At 70.5% G+C, this 23,861-nt stretch carries 26 protein-coding genes and 3 tRNA genes; 21 read left to right on the top strand and 8 right to left on the bottom strand.

Annotated features, from left to right (window positions below):
• Positions 1–20 precede the first annotated feature (20 nt).
• Positions 21–623, bottom strand: a complete 603-nt coding sequence (locus DEJ00_RS01365) for a hypothetical protein (protein ID WP_111056192.1) — start codon at positions 621–623, stop codon at positions 21–23.
• A gap of 19 nt (positions 624–642) precedes the next feature.
• On the opposite strand from DEJ00_RS01365, the gene DEJ00_RS18375 reads away from it, so the two are divergent.
• From DEJ00_RS18375 to DEJ00_RS01350, 4 genes are all read left to right on the top strand, one after another.
• Positions 643–810, top strand: a complete 168-nt coding sequence (locus tag DEJ00_RS18375) for a hypothetical protein (protein WP_181440052.1) — start codon at positions 643–645, stop codon at positions 808–810.
• 61 nt (positions 811–871) lie between these two features.
• Entirely contained in the window at positions 872–1,057 is a 186-nt protein-coding gene (locus DEJ00_RS01360) for a hypothetical protein (protein WP_111056191.1), read from the top strand.
• Positions 1,058–1,488: 431 nt separating this feature from the next.
• On the top strand, positions 1,489–2,082 hold the full coding sequence (locus DEJ00_RS01355) for a Panacea domain-containing protein (RefSeq protein ID WP_146247851.1): 594 nt from the start codon (positions 1,489–1,491) through the stop codon (positions 2,080–2,082).
• Between the two features lie 143 nt (positions 2,083–2,225).
• The gene (locus DEJ00_RS01350; protein WP_146247850.1) at positions 2,226–2,618 is read left to right on the top strand and encodes a hypothetical protein; all 393 of its coding nucleotides are present in this window, start codon (positions 2,226–2,228) and stop codon (positions 2,616–2,618) included.
• Between the two features lie 35 nt (positions 2,619–2,653).
• Here DEJ00_RS01350 and DEJ00_RS01345 read toward each other — a convergent pair whose 3' ends face one another.
• Positions 2,654–3,202, bottom strand: a complete 549-nt coding sequence (locus DEJ00_RS01345) for a hypothetical protein (protein WP_146247849.1) — start codon at positions 3,200–3,202, stop codon at positions 2,654–2,656.
• An 8-nt stretch (positions 3,203–3,210) separates the two neighbouring features.
• Positions 3,211–3,507: a hypothetical protein gene (locus tag DEJ00_RS01340; RefSeq protein ID WP_146247848.1), complete on the bottom strand. Its 297-nt coding sequence runs from the start codon at positions 3,505–3,507 to the stop codon at positions 3,211–3,213.
• Between the two features lie 46 nt (positions 3,508–3,553).
• Between DEJ00_RS01340 and DEJ00_RS01335 the strand changes: the two genes are divergently transcribed.
• Positions 3,554–4,411, top strand: coding sequence for a hypothetical protein (locus DEJ00_RS01335; RefSeq protein WP_111056186.1), 858 nt, complete (start codon positions 3,554–3,556; stop codon positions 4,409–4,411).
• A 155-nt stretch (positions 4,412–4,566) separates the two neighbouring features.
• Positions 4,567–5,586, top strand: a complete 1,020-nt coding sequence (gene ccsB, locus DEJ00_RS01330; protein WP_071247885.1) for a c-type cytochrome biogenesis protein CcsB — start codon at positions 4,567–4,569, stop codon at positions 5,584–5,586.
• Between the two features lie 291 nt (positions 5,587–5,877).
• On the opposite strand, the gene DEJ00_RS01325 is transcribed toward ccsB, so the two are convergent.
• Positions 5,878–6,867: an o-succinylbenzoate synthase gene (locus DEJ00_RS01325; protein ID WP_111056185.1), complete on the bottom strand. Its 990-nt coding sequence runs from the start codon at positions 6,865–6,867 to the stop codon at positions 5,878–5,880.
• 317 nt (positions 6,868–7,184) lie between these two features.
• On the opposite strand from DEJ00_RS01325, the gene DEJ00_RS18370 reads away from it, so the two are divergent.
• Genes DEJ00_RS18370 through DEJ00_RS01305 form a run of 4 tightly spaced genes read left to right on the top strand, consistent with a single transcriptional unit; the run spans position 7,185 to position 10,672 of the window.
• Positions 7,185–7,529 (top strand): hypothetical protein, encoded by a 345-nt coding sequence (locus DEJ00_RS18370; protein ID WP_027466348.1) that lies wholly within the window; start codon positions 7,185–7,187, stop codon positions 7,527–7,529.
• Between the two features lie 31 nt (positions 7,530–7,560).
• Positions 7,561–8,490: a 1,4-dihydroxy-2-naphthoyl-CoA synthase gene (locus DEJ00_RS01315; protein WP_071406303.1), complete on the top strand. Its 930-nt coding sequence runs from the start codon at positions 7,561–7,563 to the stop codon at positions 8,488–8,490.
• Complete coding sequence (locus DEJ00_RS01310; RefSeq protein WP_111056184.1) at positions 8,490–9,665, top strand: AMP-binding protein; 1,176 nt, start codon at positions 8,490–8,492, stop codon at positions 9,663–9,665. The genes DEJ00_RS01315 and DEJ00_RS01310 overlap by 1 nt, the downstream gene beginning before the upstream one ends.
• A gap of 5 nt (positions 9,666–9,670) precedes the next feature.
• The gene (locus DEJ00_RS01305; protein WP_071247407.1) at positions 9,671–10,672 is read left to right on the top strand and encodes a 1,4-dihydroxy-2-naphthoate polyprenyltransferase; all 1,002 of its coding nucleotides are present in this window, start codon (positions 9,671–9,673) and stop codon (positions 10,670–10,672) included.
• 39 nt (positions 10,673–10,711) lie between these two features.
• Here the strand turns inward: DEJ00_RS01305 and DEJ00_RS01300 are convergent, their stop codons facing one another.
• On the bottom strand, positions 10,712–11,047 hold the full coding sequence (locus DEJ00_RS01300) for a DUF4229 domain-containing protein (protein WP_111056183.1): 336 nt from the start codon (positions 11,045–11,047) through the stop codon (positions 10,712–10,714).
• 65 nt (positions 11,048–11,112) lie between these two features.
• Here DEJ00_RS01300 and DEJ00_RS01295 point away from each other — a divergent pair, with 65 nt between their 5' ends.
• Positions 11,113–11,472: a PLDc N-terminal domain-containing protein gene (locus DEJ00_RS01295; RefSeq protein ID WP_111056182.1), complete on the top strand. Its 360-nt coding sequence runs from the start codon at positions 11,113–11,115 to the stop codon at positions 11,470–11,472.
• Positions 11,465–13,213 carry a 2-succinyl-5-enolpyruvyl-6-hydroxy-3-cyclohexene-1-carboxylic-acid synthase gene (gene menD / locus DEJ00_RS01290; protein WP_111056274.1) on the top strand — a complete coding sequence of 583 codons (1,749 nt, stop codon included), beginning with the start codon at positions 11,465–11,467 and terminating at the stop codon, positions 13,211–13,213. Before DEJ00_RS01295 ends, menD begins: the two co-directional genes overlap by 8 nt.
• 66 nt (positions 13,214–13,279) lie before the next feature.
• On the opposite strand, the gene DEJ00_RS01285 is transcribed toward menD, so the two are convergent.
• Entirely contained in the window at positions 13,280–14,539 is a 1,260-nt protein-coding gene (locus DEJ00_RS01285; RefSeq protein WP_111056181.1) for an isochorismate synthase MenF, read from the bottom strand.
• Positions 14,540–14,625: 86 nt separating this feature from the next.
• Here DEJ00_RS01285 and DEJ00_RS01280 point away from each other — a divergent pair, with 86 nt between their 5' ends.
• The 4 genes from DEJ00_RS01280 (at position 14,626) to DEJ00_RS01265 (ending at position 19,103) form a co-directional block, all read left to right on the top strand.
• The gene (locus DEJ00_RS01280) at positions 14,626–15,417 is read left to right on the top strand and encodes a demethylmenaquinone methyltransferase (protein WP_017888622.1); all 792 of its coding nucleotides are present in this window, start codon (positions 14,626–14,628) and stop codon (positions 15,415–15,417) included.
• A 31-nt stretch (positions 15,418–15,448) separates the two neighbouring features.
• Complete coding sequence (locus DEJ00_RS01275; RefSeq protein WP_027466355.1) at positions 15,449–16,525, top strand: polyprenyl synthetase family protein; 1,077 nt, start codon at positions 15,449–15,451, stop codon at positions 16,523–16,525.
• An 83-nt stretch (positions 16,526–16,608) separates the two neighbouring features.
• A complete protein-coding gene (locus tag DEJ00_RS01270) occupies positions 16,609–17,982 on the top strand; it encodes an FAD-dependent oxidoreductase (RefSeq protein ID WP_071247400.1) in 1,374 nt (457 codons plus the stop codon).
• Positions 17,983–17,987: 5 nt separating this feature from the next.
• Positions 17,988–19,103 carry a heparan-alpha-glucosaminide N-acetyltransferase domain-containing protein gene (locus DEJ00_RS01265; RefSeq protein WP_111056180.1) on the top strand — a complete coding sequence of 372 codons (1,116 nt, stop codon included), beginning with the start codon at positions 17,988–17,990 and terminating at the stop codon, positions 19,101–19,103.
• A gap of 36 nt (positions 19,104–19,139) precedes the next feature.
• Here DEJ00_RS01265 and cls read toward each other — a convergent pair whose 3' ends face one another.
• Together cls and DEJ00_RS01255 are read right to left on the bottom strand one after the other, a co-directional pair.
• Positions 19,140–20,600, bottom strand: a complete 1,461-nt coding sequence (gene cls, locus DEJ00_RS01260; RefSeq protein WP_111056179.1) for a cardiolipin synthase — start codon at positions 20,598–20,600, stop codon at positions 19,140–19,142.
• Between the two features lie 33 nt (positions 20,601–20,633).
• Positions 20,634–21,122, bottom strand: coding sequence for a YajQ family cyclic di-GMP-binding protein (locus tag DEJ00_RS01255; protein WP_017888627.1), 489 nt, complete (start codon positions 21,120–21,122; stop codon positions 20,634–20,636).
• 163 nt (positions 21,123–21,285) lie between these two features.
• On the opposite strand from DEJ00_RS01255, the gene DEJ00_RS01250 reads away from it, so the two are divergent.
• From DEJ00_RS01250 to DEJ00_RS01230, 5 genes are all read left to right on the top strand, one after another.
• Positions 21,286–21,370, top strand: a tRNA-Tyr gene (locus DEJ00_RS01250).
• Positions 21,371–21,428: 58 nt separating this feature from the next.
• Positions 21,429–22,259, top strand: a complete 831-nt coding sequence (locus DEJ00_RS01245; protein WP_111056178.1) for an inositol monophosphatase family protein — start codon at positions 21,429–21,431, stop codon at positions 22,257–22,259.
• A 148-nt stretch (positions 22,260–22,407) separates the two neighbouring features.
• Positions 22,408–23,568, top strand: a complete 1,161-nt coding sequence (locus DEJ00_RS01240; protein WP_111056177.1) for a M23 family metallopeptidase — start codon at positions 22,408–22,410, stop codon at positions 23,566–23,568.
• A 93-nt stretch (positions 23,569–23,661) separates the two neighbouring features.
• A tRNA-Thr gene (locus DEJ00_RS01235) sits at positions 23,662–23,733 on the top strand.
• A gap of 32 nt (positions 23,734–23,765) precedes the next feature.
• Positions 23,766–23,839 (top strand) — tRNA-Met (locus DEJ00_RS01230).
• Positions 23,840–23,861 lie beyond the last annotated feature (22 nt).

The following is a 23,861-nucleotide window of genomic DNA, read 5'->3' as shown; positions in this document are numbered from 1 at the left end:
TGGTTGCAGGGATGGCGCGCCTACGGCAACTGGTCTGTATCGCCGTCGTTTGGCGCTGATGCTTCCGACCCCAACTTCTCCAACGCGTCGTTCACCATCGACGAGATCTCTGTCTCGAGTTCTTTCGAGTCCTGATCGTCGATGAGGAGCGCGGGGAGAGTGACTGCGAGTGCGCCGAGAACGGCCACGAGGACGTCGGACCGACCAGTGTCCCTAGCCTTCATGTACTCGGCGGCCGCGGCATAGGCGACATCTTCGTCCTCCGCGTTCGCGATAGAAGAGACAAGTCGGAGACGCGTTGTGACTGCTGCGCCGAGGCTTGTCTCGTGAGGGGTCCCGATCAGGTCTGACGACATCACCTCGGCGCGAACGGCGAGGAGAGCGGTCACCGTCGGCTCCACCGTTCGAAAGAGCTGGTCGCGGTAACGCTCGCGGGCCGCATCCGACTCACGCTTCTGCTCGTCACCTCGCACCCGCTCAGCGAGATTGTGTGAACGGTACGCAACGACGATCGCGCCGGCCCCAACGGCGATGCTCCCGACCGCCCCGAGGGCCGGCACGCCGATGTCGTTCCACCACTCGTACGAGAACCACGGGTGCCAGTCAGTCGTTAGCAGCATCACCGGCTGACGGTACCGCGAGATGGGCCAGACGCAGTTTGAATCGCTCCGGTCGATAGTTCTTGGTAACTGCGGCCCAGACGGGGCTGCCGGCAAGGAGGACACGATGGGTCGGGACAACGAGTGGGACGAGTGGGTGCGCGACTACTACGAAGGTGAGGACGGCGGCGCGGAGTCTTCGAGCGACTGACGCCAAGCGGCAGGCCCCTCGAGCCGTCGGTGCTCGAGGGGCCTTCCGCTACGTTGACGCCATGACCGACGATCAGATTCCGAACCAGCTCGACGACGAGACCATTGCGCGCCTCCGAGACGGCAGCTCTACCGCCGCGGACGAAATCGCGAAGCGCGAAGCGTGGCTAGCTGTCGCGCGGGACTATGGCGACAGCAACCGTGCCGCTGTACTCGAGGCTCAGCTCGAACAGCTCCGCCGCGGCTGAACCCCGTACTCGGTGTCGCAGACGGCAGAACCCTCTCGGGCTCCTTCGGGAGCTCAAGGGGGCGATGGTCCATCAGCCAGGGCACACCCCCTGGCGGTCACGGTCGTCCGGTGCCCAAGATCCACCGCATCGGCGACACCGCTTGTCACCGGTGTGCATCCCCAACAGGTACTCGCGCTCGAGCTCGTGTCCCCGTACTTCAATCATGGTGTCTCTCCCGTCGATGGTGTCACTAGGGACCATCGACCAGCACGTCGGCCAAGTGACGCACGTAGCTCGCTCCCACTAGCCCTCGCTTGTACCGCACACATAACACGAGCGGCCCAAGTTTTCAGGTCTGAGCGGCGTGTCTGTATCGCCTTGTCGGTAGAGTCCTGTGGAGAAGGTTGTGCACAGGGTGTGGATAACTCGCAGTATCGGAGGTGGAGAGCATGTCACAAGACCTGCAAGCGCTGTTCCATCACGACATCGATGTCCGCGACGCCGTCCAGTTCTTCCTTGCTGAGGACGCGAGCCGGGACGACCCTGACGTCACTCCGATGAAGCTGCAGAAGCTGCTGTATCTGGCACAGGCGAACTATCTGGCCTCCACTGGACGGCGGCTGTTCAGCGAACCGATGGATGCGTACTTCCACGGGCCAGTCGTCTACCGAGTGACGAAGATGTACTCCGGCAGGCAGATCATCGCTGCAACGTCGAACGGTGCAGCGCTCACCACGCCGGATCTCCCCGAGGATGTGGACACCTTCCTTGGGCGAGTGTGGCAGCAGTACAAAGACTGGACTCCTGCAGCGCTTCGACAGCTGTCCCACGATCAGGCTCCATGGCAGGACAACTACGTCGAGGGGGAGTATCGCTGCAACATCCCCGACGAGGACATGACGGAGTACTTCCGTTCGCGAGTACCGGCGAAATCCCGGGTGTTTCACGACAACCTAGTCATGCTGCCCGCGGGTACCCTTGCGGAACTCGAGGAGCACGAAGACGAGATCGCTGACCGAATGGCTCAGTTCTTCGACGCATGAGCGCAGTGACTTGGTCTCGAGTCGAACCGATCGAGCCAGAACGGTACGACGTCGCGGGCTTTGACTGCGGCAGACCGTCGGTAGACGAGTGGTTCCAGGAGTCCGCCGAAGCAGCATCGCACCTGGTGTCCACGCATCTCTGCTTGGACGACAACGAGGTCATTCAGGGGTTCTTCACCCTGAAGACGGTGATCGTCGCTGCCGAAGGGCTGCCGAAGAAGATCGCTCGAAAGGTGCCGGGTGCTCAAGAGCCCGGTGCCCAGGCGACAGGGATCCTGCTCGCGCAGATGGGATTGGATGTCTCCAACCGCGGCAAGGGCATGGGCAAGCACCTCTTCCGCGAGGCGACACGGAAAGCGGTCGAGGCGCACGCTGCAAGCCGGCATCAGCTCTTCGTCACGGACGCCGCGGATGAGGACGAGAAGCTCGTCTCCTGGTATCAGACTGCCGGACTGACGCGTCTTGCTGACTCATTCCGTCTGGTCGCTCCGATGGGCGCGCTCGTGAAGGCACACGCGAACACTGTCGCGCTCTAGCAGGTTCGCGATTCGTTCCTCAGCGCAAGGAGCTGTCAGCACCCCATCGTGGTGTCGGCGCTGAGGTTGAGGCGGAGCCGGATCCGCTGCGACGCAGCGCCCGACACTTCGTCCGATGGGAACGCAACCGCGTTCGCCTGCTCGAGCGACGCAGACTCCTTGATGGTGTTGATCGCGGGCAGAGCTTGGAAGTAGTAGTCGCGGAGGGAGTCGACGTCCTTCTGGTCGATGACCTCGGGCCAGATCACCTTCTGGTCGTCGAGGCGTCGCGCCGCGTCCTGCGCCGACGTGATGAGCGGGCCCGACGACGAGTGGATGGCGTCGAGGTTCTGCGCCACCAGCGCGTCGTTGAGCGTCTTGGATGCCGCGTTGACAGGACAGACAGTCCCGAGGAAGTACTTCCCGGCCTCGTCGACACTCATCGCCGCCGGTGTGGGGGTCGGAGTAGGCGTCGGGGTTGCCGTCGATGCTGCGGCGGTCCGAGTGCTCGAGGTGGTCGTTTCCTTCTGCCCGCTGCCGGAACAACCGGAGAGCGCGACGATGAGCGCGAGAGCGGTGGCTGTTGGCGCGACGATCCTCATCATGATGAGCATCACTCTACGAGGCGCATGCCGCGTTCGACCCCGTCCGCTGGCCCCAGTCTTGGGCTGACTGCGTCACGCCACACCCATGCACACTCGGCCGCCTGACTGAATCCCCACTCGACGAGCGCGGCCCGCTCCGTGTACGCGATGACGCGGGCCTCGACCTCGAGGGAGCGGTCCGGGAACGTCACCCACGCCAGCACTGCGTCGGGCTCTGCGAGGTCGTAGACGGGGCCGCCGTAGGCCGCTTCGGGCAAGCTGAGCGCCGGACCGAGTGTCCACCTGTCCCTGCGTCGCTTTGCCACGGCCAGACGGTAGCGCGCAACCTCCGACACCTGAGACGATGCGCACATGGCCGGCATCACGGACATCAGGCCAGGGGAGACCTGGGCTTACCGCACCGCCCTCGACTCGACGCGCTTCCACGAGGCCGTCGTCCTCACCGTTGGTGACAAGAGACCGCCGCGGGTCCGCATCGAGCTGGTAGGCGACGACTGGCAGGGAGACCGTCGGTGGGTTTCGCCGGCACGGCTCGAGGTGCGCTGGGACGATCGACATGAGTACGTCGAGCTCGACCGGAAGCTGCAGGCCATTCGGAAGGACTGGATCCCGACGGCGGACCTCGAGGTCGTCGAGCACATCTTCGTTCGGCTCGTCTCACTCGATCTCGCGGAGTTCAACCGCGATCGTGCCGGCACCACCAGCGTCTACGACGTTCCCGGCCTAGCGGCGCATGTTGGTCTCACGCAGGACGAACTGCGCGCACCCCCTGGCTTCGTCCATGACCAGGTACTGCACGTGCCGTGGGGAACGACGAACATGATCGCCCGCGCTGCAGCCGCACGCCGGCCGCACGGTTTGCTCGGGGAGATCGAGGCCGAGGAACAGCAGCTCACTCGAGACTCGCTCTACGGCACAACCGTCACCGACTGGGACGGCAAAGACCACCAGCTGTCCCCAGACGACGTGCGCGCCCGCTACGAGAAGCACCGCCGCCCCTACCTCGACAAGCTCCGCGGCTACGTCGGGGAGGAACGTGCGGTCGACCTCCTCGATCGACGCGACCTCCTCGATCGCCTGAGACGGGCGACGAGCGTTGCGGGCCGCGCGCTGGACGTGCTTGAACCGACCCAGAAGCGGATCGCCGCCAAGCTCCGCGAGGAACTCGACGCGGCCACTTCCGACGTCGACTTCCTGCACCGTGACTGAACCGGGGGAGTCCGCAGCGGGTCCGCGAAACCTCCACGAATCGACTCTCGCGGCCAACGCGTGACACCATGAAGAGCCGCGCAGAATCAACGATCACACCTCCCGACGGCAGCTGGCACTCACGCCAGGGGAGTTAGGATGCCCCAGTGAACGACATGACCACGAACCTCGCGACCTACTCGGTCGTGCTCACGTACTCCGCGATGGCGGTGTACGTGGTCGCGTTCATCTCGTTCGCCCTCGACATGGCCAAACGCTCCGGCGAGGTCACGGCCGCCGCGAAGAACGCGGACGCCGACGACAGCTCGTCCGACGCGGCCAGCGCCGCGTCGGCACGCGGCGCGAAGACGGTCGCGACCGTCCGCGGCGGCACCGTCGTGCTCGAGCAGGTCGCCGCACCGCCGTCGGGTGGCTCGGCCGGCCGCGGCACGAAGTTCGAGCGCGTCGGCATGGCGATGACGATCCTCGCGCTCGTGCTGCACGTCGCCTCGGTCGTCCTCCGCGGCATCGCGGCCGACCGTGTGCCGTGGGGCAACATGTTCGAGTTCTCGCTGACCGGCACGGCGCTGATCACCCTGATCTTCCTGCTCGTGCAGTTCTGGCAGAACCTGAAGTTCCTCGGTGTCTTCATCACCGGCCTGACGATCATCCTGCTCGGCATCGCGACGGTGAACTACTGGGTCCCCGTCGTCCCGCTCCAGCCGGCCCTGCAGTCGTACTGGCTGGTCATCCACGTCTTCGTGGCCATCGCCGGCACCGGGTTCTTCGCGCTCGGCGCGGGGCTCGCGGTGGCGCAGCTCGTGCAGACGTACCGCCAGGGCCGCACGGCCTCCGGCAAGCTCCGCTTCATGGCGACGCTGCCCGACGCCGACCGACTCGAGGTCCTGACCTACCGCGTCCTGCTCGTCGGCTTCGTCCTCTGGACCTTCACCCTCATCGCCGGTGCGATCTGGGCGGAACGCGCCTGGGGTCGCTACTGGGGCTGGGACACAAAAGAGGTCTGGACCTTCATCATCTGGGTCGTCTACGCGGGCTACATCCACGCCCGTGCGACCCGTGGCTGGCGCGGTGCGCGGTCGTCCTGGCTGGCCCTCATCGGCTTCGCTGCGGTGATGTTCAACTTCTCGGTCGTGAACGTCTTCTTCAAGGGCCTGCACAGCTACTCGGGGCTGTGAGCCGCGCGGGTCGCTGATGCGGCCCTGGTCGCGACCACGACCGGACGGGAGGCACGGTGCCAGCTGGCACCGTGCCTCCCGTCCGTCGTCGGGTCGCGTGCACGGCCAGGAAGACGCCGTCGTGTCGCTGGGACGCCGCGTCGTCGGCGAGACGCCGCAGGTTTCGGCGGCGTCTCGATGACTCGGCGGTGTCTCGATGACGTGGCGGCGTCTCGATGACGTGGCGGCGCCGAAAGGAGACGCCGGCGTCTTGCGGAGACGACGGCGTCTCGTGAGGACGCGGCGCGTGCGCTACCCGGCGGCGAGCAGTGCATGCACGCGGGCCACCCGCGCACGCCACCACGCCGTGCGCTCCGGCGACGCGGCGGAGCGCTCCACCAGCTCCGGCGCGACGTCGACCCGTCGCACCGGAACCCGACCGCCGACCGGCAACAGGGGATCGGCCGTGACGTCCCCGGCGAACATCGCCGCCGTCCCGAGCCCTGCGGCGTACCCGGGGGTCATCGCCGCGGCGGCCAGGAACGCTCCCATCCCGAGCCCGACCGAGGTGTCGAGCGCGCTGGAGACGACGCACGGCAACCCGGCGTCGGCGATGACGGCACGGGCCGCGCTGATCCCGCCGAGCGGCTGGGCCTTCACGACCAGGACGTCGGCGGCGCCGGCCCGTGCGACGGCGAGGGGGTCGCTCGCCTTCCGGACGCTCTCGTCCGCGGCGACTCGGACCCCGAGGCCGGCGACGCGCGACCGGAGCTCGGCGAGTTCGGGCACCGTTGCACAGGGCTGCTCGGCGTACTGCAGGTCGAACGGTGCGAGCCGCTCCAGCGCTGCGGTGGCCTGCTCCACGCTCCACAGCCCGTTCGCGTCGACCCGGACCGCGGCCTCGGGCCCCATCACCCGGCGGACCGCGGCGACACGGGCGACGTCGTCGTCGACGGTCGTGCCGGGCTCCGCGACCTTGACCTTGGCGGTGGTGCACCCGGGGTACCGCGCGAGCAGGTCGGCGACGGCGTCGGCGGCGATCGCCGGGACGGTGGCGTTGACCGGCACGGAGTCGGCGGCCGGTTCGTGGTCCGTCCACCCGAAGTCGACGGTGGCCCGCAGCCAGGCGGCGGCCTCGGCGTCGTCGTACTCGATGAACGGCGAGAACTCGGTCCACCCTGCGGGGCCGCGCAGCACGACTGCCTCGCGCGTGGTGATGCCGCGGAACCGCACGCGCATCGGCAGGGCCACCACGTGGGCGTCGGCGAGGAGTTCGGCGAGGTCGGGGAGCACGTCCGCCATCCTCCCACCGCACCCAGGGGGCCTGCCGGTTCCTCGGAGGGGACCGCCAGGGCAGGGCACTAGCATGCATCGGTCGGCCTCGGTCGGCAGGGGAACGACCCGAAGACGATGGAGGCTCGGTGGCGGTGGATCCGCGGCAGCGCGCAGCACAGCAACGCGCATCGCAGCGCCCGTCCGACCCGTCGAGCGCCGCGGCCGGTCCGGCGTCGGCAGCCCGATCTGCGGCCGCAGCCCGACCAGCGGCGGCAGCCCGACCGGCAGCGGGCGCTCGACCCGCGGCGGTTCCCGGGCGCGACTCCGACGACTTCGCCCGCCTCATGCAGCGCAACACCGTCGACGTGCGGCAGACGGGTGCCACGAGGCGCCGCAACCCCGTCGTCGGCAAGATCGCACTCGGCCTCGCCGTCGTCTCCGCCGCGGTGGACGCCAGTGCCTTCGCCGTGTTCATGGGCGGTGACACGAACTTCGCCTTCGGCATCTGCTTCGTCGTCGTGTTCCTGACGCTCGTCGCCGCGGTGCTCGGGTTCGTCGCTGCCGTCGGCTCGTTCGGGCGCTGGTACGGCGCCGTCGGGGTCGTCCTGGCGTTCTTCGCGAACCCCGTGATCCTCATCGTGATCATGGTGTTCGTCGCGCCGGAGATCCTGACCGACATGGGCGCCTGACCCGCCAGACGCCCGGCGGTACGTTGGGAGCATGGCTGCTCCCGTCTCCGACCTGTTCGACCCCGACGTCTGGACCACCGCTCCGATCGCGGAGCAGTTCACCGACATCACGTACCACAAGCACGTCTCCAAGGGCATCGTCCGGGTCGCCTTCGACCGTCCCGAGGTCCGCAACGCCTTCCGCCCGCGCACCGTCGACGAGCTGTACCGCGCCCTCGACGACGCGCGGCAGGACCCCCGTGTCGGCGTCGTGCTGCTGACCGGCAACGGCCCGAGCCCGAAGGACGGCGGGTGGGCGTTCTGCTCCGGCGGCGACCAGCGCATCCGGGGGCGGAGCGGCTACCAGTACGTCGGCGACGAGGGTGCACCGCCGGAGGGCGTCGACCCCGCGGCCGCCCAGGCGTCGATGGGGCGGCTGCACATCCTCGAGGTCCAGCGCCTGATCCGGATGATGCCCAAGGTCGTCATCGCGGTCGTCCCCGGCTGGGCTGCGGGCGGCGGGCACTCCCTGCACGCGATCTGCGACCTCACCATCGCCAGTGCCGAGCACGGGAAGTTCAAGCAGACCGATGCCGACGTCGGCTCGTTCGACGGCGGCTACGGCAGCGCCTACTACGCCAAGCAGATCGGGCAGAAGTTCGCCCGCGAGGTCTTCTTCCTCGCGCAGGAGTACTCCGCCCAGCGCGCGTACGAGATGGGTGCGGTGAACGCCGTGGTGCCGCACGCCGACCTGGAGCGGGAGGCGATCCGCTGGGGCGAGATCGTGCTCGGCAAGTCCCCGACGGCGATCCGCATGCTCAAGTACGCGTTCAACGCCGTGGACGACGGCATGGTCGGCCAGCAGGTGTTCGCGGGCGAGGCCACGCGGCTGGCCTACGGCACCGACGAGGCCGTCGAAGGTCGCGACTCGTTCCTCGAGAAGCGCGCTCCCGAGTGGACCGCGTTCCCCTGGCACTACTGATGCCCCGTCCGCTGGTCGCGACCGGCACGTCGGACCCGACGGCCGTGCTGCGCGGCCTGGAGGCAGCACTCGCCGGCGGCCCCGCACTGCTCCCCGTCGCCGAGGGGGCTCCTGCACTGCCGACGCCACCGCCGGCCGAGGTCCGTCAGGCGGTCGCCCTGGTGGTCGAGACGAGCGGGTCCACCGGCACCGGCAAGCGGGTGGCGCTCTCGTCCGAGGCGCTCCTCGCCGGTGCCGCCGCGGCCGACGCGGCACTCGGTGGGCCCGGGCGCTGGGTGCTCGCACTGCCGACGCACTACATCGCCGGCATCAACGTCCTGACCCGCTCGATCACCGCGGGCACCGACCCCGTCGTCGTGCCACCCGGGCACTTCGCGGCCGCCGCGTTCACCGAGGCGGCCGAACGGCTCGTCGTCGGTCCGGCCGCGCCCCGTCGCTACACCTCCCTGGTGCCGGTGCAGCTCGCACGCGTCCTCGACGACCCGGACGCCACGCGTGCGCTCGCCCGGTTCGACGCGGTGCTGGTCGGCGGGCAGGCCACCCCGGCGCCGCTCCGGCAGCGGGCGCTCGACGCCGGGGTCCGGATCGTGACCACGTACGGTGCGAGCGAGACGAGCGGTGGATGCGTGTACGACGGCGTCCCGTTCGGCACGGTGCGCACCGCGCTGGTCGACGGCGAGCTGCACCTGGCCGGGCCGATGCTCGCCGAGGGGTACCTCGACGACGACGCCCGCACGGCGTCGGCCTTCGTCGAGCGGGACGGGCTGCGCTGGTACCGGACCGGCGACACCGCGACCCTGTCGGACGGCGTGGTCCGCGTGCTCGGACGCCTCGACGACGTGGTGATCTCCGGCGGCGAGAAGGTCCAGCTCGGTGCGGTCGAACGGCTCGTCCGCGGGCTCCCCGGACAGGAGAGCGCCGTCGTCGCCCGGCGCTCGGCGGGGGAGTGGGGCGAGGTCCCGGTCGTCGCCACCGAGCAGCCGCTCGACCTCGAGGCCGTGCGTGCCCACGTCGGAGCCACCCTGGGGCGTGCCGCCCGCCCCGCCGACGTGGTCCTGGTGGAGCGGATCCCGATGCTGCCGTCGGGCAAACCCGACCGTCGGGCCGTGCAGGCGCTGGTCGACCCGGTCCGTTCGTCGGGACCGCGAGCCGCCGGGCGGTCGCATCGGCAATAAGATCGGTGCTCGTGGCACGAACGAAGAACTCGACGCAGAAGCAGGGCCGGTCCGGCAACCCGGCGAAGGCCGCTGCCCCCGCCCGCACCAAGCGGAAGGCGACTGCGCGCGACTGGATCGGCGGCGCACGCCTGCGCACCCTGACCCTCGGTGTCGTCCCGGTCGTGCTCGGCACCGCCGTCGCGTTCGTCGACAGCGGTGAGCCCGGCGACTTCGGCGACTACCTGGCGAAGGACGGCCACCTCGCGGTCGCGCTGCTCGCCCTGGCCGTGGCGCTGTTCCTGCAGATCGGCGTGAACTACAGCAACGACTACTCCGACGGGGTCCGCGGCACCGACGAGTACCGCGTCGGTCCGGCACGACTCACCGGAGCCGGCCTGGCCAAGCCCCGGACCGTGCTCACCGTCGCCCTGACGTTCTTCGGCCTGGCCGCGGTCGCCGGCCTGGTCATCGTGCTGCTCACCCAGCTGTGGTGGCTGCTGCTCGTGGGGGCCGCCGCCATCGTCGCCGCCTGGTTCTACACCGGTGGCAAGAAGCCGTACGGGTACAACGCCCTCGGCGAGGTCTTCGTCTTCGTCTTCTTCGGACTGGTCGCCGTGCTCGGCACCCAGTTCGTGCAGATCCGCGAGGTCACCGTCAACGGCTGGGCAGCCGCCGTCGCCGCCGGGTTCTTCGCCTGCGCGGTCCTGATGGTGAACAACATCCGCGACATCGACGAGGACCAGCTGGCGGGCAAGCGCACGCTCGCCGTGGTCGTCGGCCGTCCGGTGGCCCGCGTCCTCTTCGGCCTGTTCCTGATGCTGCCGTACGTCGTGCTGCTCTGGTTCGTGCTGCTGTACTTCCGCACGGGCTTCACGTACTTCTCGCTGCTGCTGGCCCTGCCGGCACTGGCGATCGGGGTGTCGTCACGGAAGCCCCGCGAGCTCATCACGGCCCTGCAGCTGTCGTCGTTCGCCTCGCTCGCCTTCGGCGTGGTGCTCGGGATCACCCTGGCCGTCCAGCCGTAGCCGTTCCGGCTGCTCGACCGGGCGGCCCCGCGCCCGGGGTCAGTCGGCGTCGGTGTCCCGGCGCGCTCCGTGCCGGTCGGCGTCGGACACCGGACGGTCCGTCGGGGTGGCCGCCGCGTCGGAGTCGGCGGCGTCGACGAAGTCGTCCTCGAAGTCCGAGTCGGCGTCGCGCTCCGGGGTGCCGCGGCGGTTCGCCAGGCTCAGGGCCACCTGCGTGCGCAGTCCGGACAGGGCGATGTACGAGACGAGCAGGCCCACCAGGGCGGCCACGATCGTCGCCCAGTACCACGGCATCGGCGTCAGGAGCAGGAGGAGCACGAGCGCCACCACGAAGATGCCGAGCCGAGCCAGGGTGTACAGGAGCCACGCTTTCACACGGTGAGTCTACGGAAGCGCCGACCGGCAGGGGCATCACAGGGTCGCGACCTAGACTTCACCGCATGGTCCGCTTGTGGTTGATCGTCGCCGTGGCCGCCGTCGCCTTCACGGTGTACGCGGCCATCGACTGCGGCACGATGCCGCGTCAGCGTGTCCGTTCCCTGCGTCGCGGCGTGTGGCTCCTGCTCGTCATCGTCCTGCCCGTCCTCGGTGGCGTGCTCTGGTTCCTGCTCGGTCGCACCCCGGCGGCCGACCCCGGTGCGTCGGCCCGCTACCGTGGACCCGAAGACGACCCGGACTTCCTCGGCACCACGCCGGAGCCGGGCACCACCCTCACGGACAAGGACCAGGACGACGCGACCCTCCGAGACCTCGAAGACCAGTTCCACGAGCGCGACGACGACGGCCGCACCGATCGCTGACGGCCCCGTCGGTTCGGGCAGCCCGGCGACGGACACCGCGCTCGCCCTCCTGCAGGAACTCGTGCGTGCCGGCGTCACCGACGTCGTCGTGAGCCCCGGTTCGCGTTCCCAGGCACTCGCCCTCGCGGCGGTCGCCCTGGAACGCGCCGGTGGGCTGACCGTGCACGTGCGGTTGGACGAACGGACCGCCGGGTTCTTCGCACTCGGGCTCGCGGTCGAGACGCACCGGCCCGCAGCGGTGGTGACGACGTCGGGCACCGCGGTGGCGAACCTGCACCCCGCCGTGCTCGAGGCGCACCACTCCGGCGTGCCGATGATCGTGCTGAGCGCCGACCGCCCCGACGAACTGCGCGGCATCGGCAGCAACCAGACCACCGTCCAGCCCGGGATCTTCGGCCAGGCCGTCGCCTTCGTCCGCGACGTCGAGGCCCCGTCGGCGCACGGCGTCGACGCCTCGGTCCGCGACACCCTGCGCACCCTCGCCCGACAGGCCGTCGCCGCCGCAGCGGGGCACACCGGGCAGCCCGGTCCCGCGCAGCTCAACGTCGCGTTCCGTGAGCCGCTGTCCGCCGGGCTCGCCCCGGAGCACGTCAGCCCCGTGCCGGACGACGAGGTCGACCTGGCGTTCGCCACCCGCCGGGCGCACACCGGTCTGCCGGTCGCCGAACTCACCCCGGACGACGAACCGGGCACCGTCGTCATCGCCGGGCACGACGCCGGCGAGGACGCCGAGCGGATCGCCTGGGAACTCGGGGCGCCGCTCCTCGCCGAGGTCTCGAGCGGCGCGCGCTTCGGCCGCAACCTGGTCGTGGCCTACCGCGAGCTGCTGCGCGACCCGGACCACGGCGGTGCCGTCCGCCGGGCCGTCGTGCTCGGCCACCCGACCCTCAGCAGGGAGGTCCCCGCGCTCCTGCAGCGCGACGGGGTCGAGACGATCGTGGTCCGCGGACCGGCGGCCGACCCCTTCGACCCGGCCCGCGCCTCCCGACCGGACGCCGTGACCACCTTCGTGTCCGACGTCCGCGTGACGGGCCGGACCCGGCCGGAGCACCGCGCGTGGGTCGGCCGCTGGGTCGGCTCCAGCCGGCGGATCCTGGGGGACGGCGACGCCGGCCCGGACCTCGACGCCAAGCGCTCCGCCGACCGCGCCGAGCGGAACAAGTTCCTGCGTGACGAGGTCGCGCTCCGTCGCCGACCCGTCGACCGGGCCATGCTCGCCGAGGCAGTCTGGGGCGTGACCTGGCCGCACGACCGGCTGGTCCTCGGGGCGTCGCAGCTCATCCGTGAAGCCGATGCCCGGGTGCTCGGCAAGAAGATCCGGGTGCACGCGAACCGCGGGCTCGCCGGCATCGACGGCACCGTCTCGACCGCGCTCGGCATCGCCGCGGCGCTCGAACAGTCCTCGGCCTCGGTGGGCACCACCCGTGTGCTCCTCGGCGACCTGACGCTGCTGCACGACCTCGGAGCGTTCGTCACCGGCACCGAGGAACGCACCCACCGGGTGCAGGTCGTCGTCGGCAACGACCACGGTGGCGCGATCTTCCGCGGGCTCGAGGTGGCGAAGACCACGCCGGAGGCCGACATGCGGCGGATGATGTCGACCCCGCAGCACGTCGACGTCGAGCGGGTCGTCACGGGTCTCGGGTGGGAGTACCGCCGGGCGGCGACGTGGGGTGACCTCGAGCGGGTGCTCACCGACCCCGCCGAGCGGGTCGTGATCGAGGTCCCGCTGGCGGACTGACCGGTCGCGCAGCTGCGCCCTGCGCGGGTCGGGCAACTGCGCGCCCGCGCGGGTCGCGCGGCTGCCTCAGGCCAGCGCGTCGGTGATCGGCCGGAACTTCAGGGCGGTCTCGGCCACCTCGCGCGCGGGCTCCGAACCGGCGACGATGCCGGCCCCCGCCCAGGCCCGGACGGTGCCGTCGTCGTCGATCCGGGCGCTGCGGAGCGCGAGCATCCACTCGCCGTCACCCGTCGCGCTCATCCAGCCGACCGGCCCGGCGTAGCGGCCGCGGTCGACGCCCTCGAGCTCGGCGACCAACCGCACGGCCACGTCCGTCGGGGTGCCGGCGACCGCGGCCGTCGGGTGCAGGGCGTCGGCGACGTCCAGTGACGTGGTGTCGGGCGGCAGCGTGGCCTGCACGTCGGTCGCCAGGTGCCACAGGTTCGGCAGCTGCAGCCGGAACGGTTCGGTGTCGGCGCGCAGGTCCGTCGCGAGCGGGGCGAGGGCCGCGAGCAGGCTGTCGATCGCGAAGGTGTGCTCCTCGACGTCCTTGGCACTGCTGGCCAGGGCCTCTGCTGCAGCCCGGTCGGACACCTCGTCGGTGCCCCGTGCGGCGCTGCCGGCGAGCACCCGTGCGGTCAGCCGCGTGCCGTCGGTGCGGGCGAGGGTCTCGGGGGTGGCGCCGATCAGCCCGTCGACCGCGAAGGTCACGCACTGCGGGTAGGCGGCCGCGAGGTCGAGCAGGACCGCCCGTCGATCGGCTCCCGGCGGCAGCGTGCCGACGAGGTCGCGGGCGAGCACCACCTTGCGGGCGCTCCCGGCCACGATGCGGCGGACGGCCTCGGACACGTTGGCGGCGTAGGTGTCCTCGTCGATGTGCCCGGGACGCAGCGCCACGGAGACGTGCGGCCCGACGTGGGGGACCGGGACCGAGGTCCGGGTGAAGGCCAGGGGCTCTGCGCCGAGCGTCGTGTCGATCGCGGTCAGCCAGGCCTTGCCGCGCCGCCGACCGAGGACCACCCGGGGCACGATGAGCACGCTCTCGTCGGCGGAGTCGTCGGCGAAGGCGAACGACCCGAACGCGACGAGCCCCGAACCGCGCAGCTGCACCTGATCGTCGACGACGGCGGTCTCGACGACGCTGCGCCAGAGAGCCGCGGCGTCACGCATCCGGTCGGGGCCGGTGAAGGTGAACCGGAGCGCCTCGCCGATGCCGACGATGCCGTCGCCGTTCCGGACGAAGGCGAGGGGACGGTCGCGGAGCGTGTGGCGGAGGACGGCGCCCGGGTCGTCGAGGATCCGGGTCGAGACCGTCAGCGGGGGCGCCGCCGTGGTGGTTCGGGTCACGGCTCCGATGCTACGCGCCGATCCCGCACCGCCCGGGTGGCTGCGAGTCCGGTGAACGCTCGGTCGGGACCTCTAGGATTGATCGTGTGAGCAGAGCGGACCTGAACAAGCGCCCGGACGAGGTGGCGGCGATGTTCGACGACGTCGCGGCCAAGTACGACCTCACGAACGACATCCTGTCGGCGGGCAACGCCCCGCTGTGGCGTGTCGCCACGGTCCGCGCGGTCGACCCGCAGCCCGGCGAGAAGGTCCTCGACATCGCCGCGGGCACCGGGACCAGCGCGGCGGCCTTCGCCAAGAAGGGCGCCGAGGTCACCGCGCTCGACCTGTCCGCCGGCATGATCGCCGTCGGCCGTGAACGCCACCCCGAGATCACCTTCGTCGAGGGCGACGCCGAACAGCTGCCCTTCGACGACGACACGTTCGACGCCGTCACGATCTCGTTCGGGCTGCGCAACGTGAACGACCCGAAGCAGGCGCTCGCCGAGATGCTGCGCGTCCTGAAGCCCGGTGGCCGCGTCGTCATCTGTGAGTTCTCGACGCCGCCCCGTGCCCTGCTGCGCTTCGGCTACGGCACCTATCTGAAGCGCGTGCTCCCGGGCATCGCGCGGCTCTCGAGCAGCAACCCGGCCGCCTACCGCTACCTCGCCGAGTCCATCGACGCGTGGCCCGACCAGCAGGTGCTCACCCAGTGGCTCCGCGGTGTCGGCTTCTCGGTGGTCGCCTACCGCAACCTGACGGCCGGTATCGTCGCACTGCACCGTGGCCGCAAGCCCGTCGCCGACACGGTGCGCGAGTCCGCGGCACGGCGTGCGAAGGCCCGCCGCGACCACCAGAACACCGGCGAGCAGCCGCGCGTCGACCCGGCCGCCGACTGACCGGTCACCACCCCCGAAGACGGAGCAGCACTTGAATCCGAGCGTCCCGGTCGCACGTCGCGCGCCGAGCCTGCGCGCATCGCTGGGCATCGGCGAGCGGTTGTTCGCCACGCCCGCCGACCGACGCTTCATCTCCGCGGTCGACGACGGGCTCGAACTCGTCGAGCAGGGGCTCGAGGACGCCATGCGTTCCACCGACACCCTCGCCGACACCACCAGCCGGTACCTGCTGTCCGCCGGTGGCAAGCGCATCCGCCCGACCCTGACGCTCCTCATCGCCCAGCTCGGTGACGGCGTGACCGACGCCGTGGTCAAGGCCGCGGTGAGCATCGAGACCACGCACCTGGCGTCGCTGTACCACGACGACGTCATGGACGAGGCACCCGTCCGCCGCGGGGTCCCCGCCGCGCAGATCACCTACGGCAACAACGTGGCGATCCTGACCGGTGACCTGCTCTTCGCCCGCGCCAGCCTGATCACGGCCGACCTCGGCACCGAGGGCATCCGGATGCAGGCCGAGACCTTCCAGCGCCTCTGCATGGGGCAGCTGCACGAGACGACGGGGCCGCAGCCGGACGACGACCCGCTCGAGCACTACATCCAGGTGCTCAGCGACAAGACCGGTTCGCTCATCGCCACCGCGGCACGCGCCGGCGTGATGTTCTCCGGTGCCGACCGCGCCTACCTCGACGCCGTCGGTACCTTCGGCGAGAAGGTCGGCGTGGCCTTCCAGCTCGTCGACGACGTCATCGACCTCGCGCCGGCGACGGACAAGACCGGCAAGATCGCCGGCAACGACCTGCGCGCTGGCGTGGACACCCTGCCGGTCCTGCAGCTGCGACGGATGGCCGCGACCGATCCGTCCGCGCAGCACCTGGTCGAGCGCATCGAGCGCGACGTCAACGGTGCGCCCGACGACGTGGTCGACTCCGCGCCGTACCAGTCGGCCGTCGCCGCGCTCCGCGAACACGAGGCGACCGCGGCGACCCGCGCCGTCGCCGTCGCCTGGGCCCGCGAAGCTGTCGCCGCCCTCGCCCCGCTCCCCGACGGCACCGTGAAACGGGCACTCACCCGCTTCGCGGACTCCGTCGTCGACCGAAGCCGCTGAACACCCCTCCCGACGCGCACGCCCACGGCGGCCCGGTCGGGAGGCCCCCGGGAACCCCCACCCGAACGAACTGGAGACGATCAGTGCCCACCCTCCGACTCGCCATCGTCGGCGCCGGCCCGGCCGGCATCTACGCCGCGGACATCCTGCTGCGCGAGGCGCACGGCTACGACGTGTCGATCGACCTGTTCGAGCAGCTCCCCGCGCCCTACGGTCTTGTCCGGTACGGCGTCGCCCCCGACCACCCGCGCATCAAGGGCATCATCAACGCCCTGCGTGACGTCCTCGACCGCGGTGTCGTCCGGCTGTTCGGCAACGTCCGCTACGGCGAGGACATCACCCTCGAGGACCTCAAGAAGCACTACAACGCGGTCGTGTTCTCGACCGGTGCGATCAAGGACGCCGACCTCGACATCCCCGGTGTCGACCTCGACGGCTCGTACGGCGCAGCCGAGTTCGTGAGCTGGTTCGACGGCCACCCCGACGTCCCGCGCACCTGGCCGCTGCACGCCGAGAGCGTCGCGGTCATCGGCGTCGGCAACGTCGCCCTCGACGTCTCGCGCATCCTGGCGAAGCACGCCGACGACCTGCTGCCGACCGAGATCCCCGCGAACGTGTACGAGGGCCTGAAGGCATCGCCGGTCACGGACGTGCACGTCTTCGGCCGCCGCGGCCCGGCGCAGGTGAAGTTCACGCCGCTCGAGCTCCGCGAGCTCGGCGAGGTCCGCGACGTCGACATGGTGGTCTACGACGAGGACTTCGACCACGACGAGGCGTCGAAGACCGCGATCGCGACGAACAAGCAGGTCATGGTGATCAACCGTGTCCTCGAGCAGTGGCGCACGCGCGAGGTCGGCCAGGCCAGCCGCCGGCTCCACCTGCACTTCTACGCGAAGCCGATCGAGTTCGTCGGCGACGAGCAGGGCAAGCTGACCGCCATCCGCTACGAGCGCACCCGTCCGAACGGCGAGGGCGGCGTCGAGGGCACCGGCGAGATCCGCGAGATCCCGATCCAGGCCGCCTACCGCGCGGTCGGGTACTTCGGTTCCCCGCTGCCCGGGGTGCCGTTCGACGAGCGGCACGGTGTCATCCCGAACCACGAGGGCCAGGTCCTCGACGACGACAACCAGCAGATCCCCGGGGTGTACGCCACCGGCTGGATCAAGCGCGGTCCGGTCGGGCTCATCGGACACACGAAGTCCGACGCGATGGAGACCGTGCAGCACATCGTCAACGACCAGGCGAGCTGGTGGACCCCGGAGGACCCGTCCGACGAGGCCATCCCGGCCCTGCTCCGCGAGCGCGGCGTCGAGTACACCGACCTCGAGGGCTGGCACCACCTCGACACCCACGAGCAGGCGCTCGGTGCGGTCGACGGGCGCGAGCGCATCAAGGTGGTGCCGCGCGACGAGATGATCGACGTCTCGCTCGGCCGCGTCGACACCCCGACCAGCTGACGACCATGACCGACACGCGCCCCGTCCCGCCCACCGCGGTGCGGGGCGCGTCCGCGTCGGAGTCACGGCTGCAGGGCGTGGACGTGGCCCGTGCGGTCGCGCTGCTCGGCATGATGGCCGCACACGTCGGCGGCATCGCGGAGCAGCTCGACTGGACCGACCCCGCCACCTGGACCGCCGTCGCCCACGGCCGCCCGTCCACACTGTTCGCGGTCCTCGCCGGGGTCTCGATCGGCCTGACGAGCGGCCGTGCCGACCCGCCCGGCCCGCCCACCATCGGCCGCATCCGTGCCCGGCTCGCCATCCGCGCCGTGGTGGTCGTCGTCATCGGGTTCGCCCTGATGGCGCTCGACACCCCCGTGTACGTGATCCTGCCGACCTACGGGGTGCTGTTCCTGCTGGTGGTCCCGGTGCTCCGCGTCCGACCGGCGGCGCTGCTCGGCATCGCCGCGCTCTGCGCGGTGCTGTCGCCGCTCGCCGCGCTGACGATCGCGCCGGCCTACGCGGACGCCGGCATGATCGGCGTCCAGCTCGGCCTGGTCTACCCCGTGGTCACCTTCCTGGCGTACGTCCTGGTGGGGCTCGCGGTCGCCCGCAGCGGTCTGGAGGAACGGGGCCGGCAGGTCGCGCTCCTGGTGGCAGGCGCACTGGTCGCCGCCACCGCGTACGTCGCCGGGTCGGTCCTCGCCCCGCTGCCGGACGACGCGGCCCTGGCGTTCCCCGGGGTCCCGTACGCGGGCGAGGGCTCGACCCCCGGCCAGGCCCTTGCGCAGCTGTTCCTGTCCCCGCGTGACCACTCGTCGTCAGTCGTCGACGTGGTGGGGACGGCCGGGGTGGCGGTCGCCGTGATCGCCCTGTGCCTGCTCGTGTTCGACGGCCGCGGGCGTGTCGCCGAGCGGATCGCGTTCCCCCTGGCCGCGGTCGGCTCGATGCCGCTGACGGTGTACTCGGGGCACCTCGTGGTCATCGCGATGCTGCCGACCTCCCCCGAGTCGGTCGAGGCCTGGGGCTGGTTCGCCCTCGGCTCGGTGGTCTTCGCGATGCTGTGGCGGCGGTTCCTGGGTCGCGGCCCGCTCGAGCGGGTGGTGGGGGCCCTGGTGTCCCTCGTCCCGATGCGCTGAGCGCACCTGGCGGAGCCGCACCGGGCCTCCAGGCGGCTACTGCAGCGCCGCCGTGAGCCGCGCGACGTTGTCGAGCACCTTGGACCGGCGCGGACGGTCGACCCACTCGTCGAGCGTGAGCTCGAAGCTGTGCTCCTTGTAGGAGTCCTGCACCTCGCGCAGGGCGTCGACGAAGCGGTGCCCGCGCACCATCACGGAGACCTCGAGGTTCAGGCTGAACGAGCGCATGTCCATGTTGCTCGACCCGATCACCGACACCTCGTCGTCGATCGTGAAGTGCTTCGCGTGCAGGATCGTCGGCGCGCGGTACAGCCAGATCCGCACACCGGCCCGCAGGAGTTCCTCGTAGTAGGAGCGCTGCGCGTGCCAGGTCATCGCGTGGTCGCCCATCTCGCCGACGAACAGCTCGACGTCGACCCCGCGCTGCGCCGTCGTGGTGATGGCGTAGAGCATCGAGTCGTCCGGCACGAAGTACGGCGACGTGATCGAGACCTTCTGCTGCGCCGAGTAGAGCAGCGCGTTGAACAGGCGCAGGTTGTTCTCGCCGTCGAAGCCCGGGCCGGACGGCACCACCTGGCAGTCGAGCGCGTCGCCGCGGTCGGCCCGCTGGACGGGGTCGCTCTCGCGCAGCAGCAGCTCGTCGGTCTCGCTGTACCAGTCGGTGACGAACAGGGCGTTGAGCCCCGCGACGACCGGTCCCTCGAACCGGGCGAACAGGTCCTTGTAGACCATGCCCTTCTCGACGTGCGACTTGATGTCGTACGACGCGTCGATCAGGTTCTGCGAGCCGGTGAACGCGACCGAGCCGTCGATCACCATGATCTTCCGGTGGTTGCGGAGGTCGGGGCGCTGGAACTTCCCCTGCAGCGGGAGGAGGGGCAGCATCAGGTGCCACTCGATGCCCGCCTGGTCCATGAACGACAGGGTGTCCTTGTAGCCCGGGTACCCGCGGCTGGCCCAGTGGTCGAGCAGGAACCGCACGGTCACCCCACGGGCCTGCGCCCGCGCGAGCGCCTCGAAGAACGGGCGCGTGGTGTCGTCGAGCGTCGCGATGTAGAACTCGACGTGCACGAACCGGCGGGACTGGTCGATCGCCCGGGTCATCTCGGCGATGGACTCCTCGGAGTCGGGGTAGAGCTCCGCGGAGTTGCCGCCGACCAACGGCATCGCGCCGAGTTCGCGGTTCAGCCGCGTGACGCTCTCGAGCCACGCGGGCCACGGGTGGTCGCGCCGGACCCGCTCGATGCCCTCGGTCTGCTCGAGGATGTACGCGTTGATCTCGGTCTGCTTCTCGCGACGGGCGCGGGGGAGCTTCGTCGACCCGATGACCAGGAAGACGATGAAGCCGATGTAGGGGATGAGGAAGATCGCGAGCAGCCACGCCGTCGCGGTCTGCGGCTTCCGGTTGATCGGGACGTAGATGATCGAGAAGACGCGGATCGCCAGGTCCAGCAGGACGAGCAGGACGGTGATGACGACGCTGAGCCAGTGCTCCACGGGGTGTCGGGTGTCGTTCGCAGGGGCCGCGGGTCAGCGGAAGTTGATGAACTGCAACGGGACGTCGAACTCTTCACCCTTGAGGAGCTGGATCGTGTTCTGCAGGTCGTCACGGCTCTTCGACGAGACGCGGAGCTCGTCACCCTGGATCTGGCTCTTCACCGTCTTCGGGGCGTTGGCCCGCAGGAACGCGCCGATCTTCTTCGCCACGTCCTGCTCGATGCCGTTCTTGAACTTCACCTCGATGCGGTACTCCTTGCCCGAGGGGTACGGGTCGCCGGCGTCGAGGCTCTTCAGGCTGATGTTCCGCTTGATCGCCTTGCTCTGCAGCACGTCGAGGACCGCCTTGGCGCGCTCTTCCGAGTTCGCCTTGATCAGGACGTCCTCGCCGCTGAACGCGACCGAGGCGTCGGCGCCCTTGAAGTCGTACCGCTGCTCGATCTCCTTGGCCGCCTGGTTGAGGGCGTTCTCCGCCTCCATCTTGTCGACCTTGCTGACCACGTCGAAGGAACTGTCTGCCATGCGGAACAGCCTAACGGCGGACGGGAGGCCCGGTTCGGCCCCCGTGCGCGGGCCCTGGTGGGTGGGTGCTCGCGTCCAGGGCCGATGGTCACGACCACCGTCAGCCATCCGCTATGCTTTTGTGCGCGCCTTCGGTTGGTGATCACACCGGCTGGGTGCGCATGGCAAGTTACCCAAGCGGCCAAAGGGATCTGACTGTAAATCAGCCGGCGTAGCCTTCGGGGGTTCGAATCCCTCACTTGCCACCATCTGATCGGCCCCGTCCACTGCGGACGGGGCCGATGGTGTTTCCGGGAGGATGGGTGCATGGCATCCGACCCCACACCGTCCCAGTTCGCCGACCTCGCCGAGTCGATCGCCCGTGACGCAGCGGCGCTGGCCGCACGCCGCCGTGCCGAGGGGGTCGAGGTCGCGGACCGGAAGTCGAGCATCGTCGACGTGGTCACGGCCGCCGACCGCGAGGTCGAGGCACTCATCCGCGCCCGCATCGCCGAGGCCCGCCCCGACGACGCCTTCCACGGCGAGGAGTCCGGGTCGGCCTCCGGTGCCTCGGGCATCACCTGGGTGGTGGACCCGATCGACGGCACGGTCAACTACCTGTACGGCAGCGCCGAGTACGGCGTGAGCATCGGCGTCGTGCGCGGCGCACCCGACCCGATGACCTGGGAGCCGATCGCGGGCGTCGTCGTGGCGCCGGCGACGGGCACCGTCTTCCGCGCGGCCGTCGGTCAGGGAGCGACCCGTGACGGGGAACCGTTGTCCGTCGCCGCGCCCGGCTCGCTCGCCGAGACGCTCGTCGCCACCGGGTTCGGGTACACGGCCGACCGTCGCCGGGAGCAGGTCGCGGTGCTGGCCGGACTCATCGGCGAGGTGCGGGACATCCGCCGCGGGGGAGCGGCGTCGCTCGACTGCTGCGCCGTCGGGGCGGGCGTGGTGGACGCGTACTACGAGCGCGGGATCAACCCGTGGGACATGGCCGGCGGGGCCCTCGTCGCGCAGGAGGCCGGCGCGGCCATCCGCATCTGGGAGGCCGGAGGGACGCGCTCCTTCCTGTTCGCGAGCCCCGCCGTCGCCGACGAACTCGAGGCCCTGGTGCGTGGTCTCGAGGCCGGTGCGCTCGGAGCCGTGCGGGCCTGACGACGTGCCGATCCCCGGGTCCGGGGGTGTCGGGCGGACCTGACCACGACTGGCGACCTACGACCTCGCCTGCTAGCGTGCTCAGGTCCCGTTATCTGCTCGTTACCAACGAGTGAGCCCTTCTCTGATCAGGATCGCCACCGCACGCATGCCCCGTACTCCTCTGTCGTCCGCTCCCACCGACGGTTCCGTCGACGACGCCACCCCGGTCGTCCACCAGACCCGACGCGCTCGGATCGAGGCAGAGCGAGCCGCGGCGAAGGGCACGGTCGTGGCGCAGGGCTCGACGGGTCCGAGCTTCGACGACGTGATCGGTGCGGTCACGCCGGGAACCCCCGCGGCCCCCGTGTCGCCGATCGACCTCGCACCGGCATCGCCCGTGCGCCCGGCTTCCCGGATCGTGACGCCGCCGGCCCCCACCTCGCCCGTCGTGCACGCCCTGCGGGTCGCTTCCGTCGCCCCGGCGTCGCAGCCCCGTCGTGTCGCGGGGCAGGTCCCCGCATCGCGCCGCCGCAGCAGCCGTCCGGCCACGAAGACCGCGGTCGACCGCGCAACCCGTCACATCCGGTCCACGGCCACCACGACCGCCGCAGCAGCGCGGTCCCCGAAGCAGGGCGCGTCGTTCCGCCGTGCTGCTTCGCGCGTGACCGCGGTCGGCGCACTGCTCTTCGCAGCAGGCCTCGTCGTCTCGACCTCGCTGCCGGCGCAGGCGCTCTGGGTCCCGGCGTCCGGCTCGACCGCGGCCCGTGCCACCGTCGACGGGGCGACCCAGTCGATGCAGGTCGGTGCCTCGGCCGACGGATCGACCGCCCGTGACCAGTACACGGTTTCCGACGCCACGCAGTACGCGAACGTCGACTCCTCGACCTTCACGAACGACCCGACCGGCACCATCCAGTGGCCGTTCCTGACCGGCGTCCCGATCACCTCGGGCTTCGGTGGACGCCAGGTCGCCGGGTGCTCGTTCTGCTCGACGAACCACATGGGCATCGACTTCGCCCCGGGCGAGGGCACCCCGATCGGCGTCATCGCCGCCGGCACCGTGATCAAGGTGCAGGCGAACGACGGCGGCTTCGGCAACGACGTCTGGGTCGAGCACGACGTGGACGGCAAGCAGTTCGTCAGCGTCTACGGCCACATGGAGGACAACTCCTTCAAGGTCGTCACCGGCCAGCACGTCGAGGTCGGCGACATCCTCGGTCTCGTCGGCAGCACGGGCAACTCCACGGGCCCGCACCTGCACCTCGAGGTGCACGTCGACGGGGTCCCGGTGGACCCGCTGGCGTGGCTCCGGACCAACGCGAACTAGCGGCCCACGACGCGGCACGCCCGGGCGTCTCGTCCGGTTCCGGAGCAGCGTCGGAGGTCTGCTATCCTCGTGTGGTGCCGTTCGCGGCACATCGCCCCGATAGCTCAGTGGTAGAGCACCTCCATGGTAAGGAGGGGGTCGTCAGTTCAATCCTGACTCGGGGCTCCGACCCGGTGCGCGTGCCGCTCCGGATCTCTGGCGGGGTAGCTCAGTTGGTTAGAGCACACGACTCATAATCGTGGGGTCGCGGGTTCAAGTCCCGCCCTCGCTACACGCAAGGCCCTCTCGTCCAG

The organism is Curtobacterium sp. MCLR17_039 (assembly GCF_003234745.1).
Taxonomy (GTDB): Bacteria; Actinomycetota; Actinomycetes; order Actinomycetales; family Microbacteriaceae; genus Curtobacterium; species Curtobacterium flaccumfaciens.
The sequence above is the reverse complement of the archived record's forward strand: the minus strand, read 5'-3'. Positions and strand labels throughout refer to the sequence as shown.

Excerpts from the sequence above, each read along its gene's own strand:
- DEJ00_RS18375 (WP_181440052.1), top strand. The coding sequence starts at position 643 with ATGGGCCAGACGCAGTTTGAATCGCTCCGGTCGATAGTTCTTGGTAAC.
- DEJ00_RS01360 (WP_111056191.1), top strand. The coding sequence starts at position 872 with ATGACCGACGATCAGATTCCGAACCAGCTCGACGACGAGACCATTGCG.
- DEJ00_RS01355 (WP_146247851.1), top strand. The coding sequence starts at position 1,489 with ATGTCACAAGACCTGCAAGCGCTGTTCCATCACGACATCGATGTCCGC.
- DEJ00_RS01345 (WP_146247849.1), bottom strand. The coding sequence starts at position 3,202 with ATGATGAGGATCGTCGCGCCAACAGCCACCGCTCTCGCGCTCATCGTC.
- DEJ00_RS01335 (WP_111056186.1), top strand. The coding sequence starts at position 3,554 with ATGGCCGGCATCACGGACATCAGGCCAGGGGAGACCTGGGCTTACCGC.
- ccsB (WP_071247885.1), top strand. The coding sequence starts at position 4,567 with ATGACCACGAACCTCGCGACCTACTCGGTCGTGCTCACGTACTCCGCG.
- DEJ00_RS01325 (WP_111056185.1), bottom strand. The coding sequence starts at position 6,867 with ATGGCGGACGTGCTCCCCGACCTCGCCGAACTCCTCGCCGACGCCCAC.
- DEJ00_RS18370 (WP_027466348.1), top strand. The coding sequence starts at position 7,185 with ATGCAGCGCAACACCGTCGACGTGCGGCAGACGGGTGCCACGAGGCGC.
- DEJ00_RS01315 (WP_071406303.1), top strand. The coding sequence starts at position 7,561 with ATGGCTGCTCCCGTCTCCGACCTGTTCGACCCCGACGTCTGGACCACC.
- DEJ00_RS01310 (WP_111056184.1), top strand. The coding sequence starts at position 8,490 with ATGCCCCGTCCGCTGGTCGCGACCGGCACGTCGGACCCGACGGCCGTG.
- DEJ00_RS01295 (WP_111056182.1), top strand. The coding sequence starts at position 11,113 with ATGGTCCGCTTGTGGTTGATCGTCGCCGTGGCCGCCGTCGCCTTCACG.
- DEJ00_RS01265 (WP_111056180.1), top strand. The coding sequence starts at position 17,988 with ATGACCGACACGCGCCCCGTCCCGCCCACCGCGGTGCGGGGCGCGTCC.
- DEJ00_RS01255 (WP_017888627.1), bottom strand. The coding sequence starts at position 21,122 with ATGGCAGACAGTTCCTTCGACGTGGTCAGCAAGGTCGACAAGATGGAG.
- DEJ00_RS01245 (WP_111056178.1), top strand. The coding sequence starts at position 21,429 with ATGGCATCCGACCCCACACCGTCCCAGTTCGCCGACCTCGCCGAGTCG.
- DEJ00_RS01240 (WP_111056177.1), top strand. The coding sequence starts at position 22,408 with ATGCCCCGTACTCCTCTGTCGTCCGCTCCCACCGACGGTTCCGTCGAC.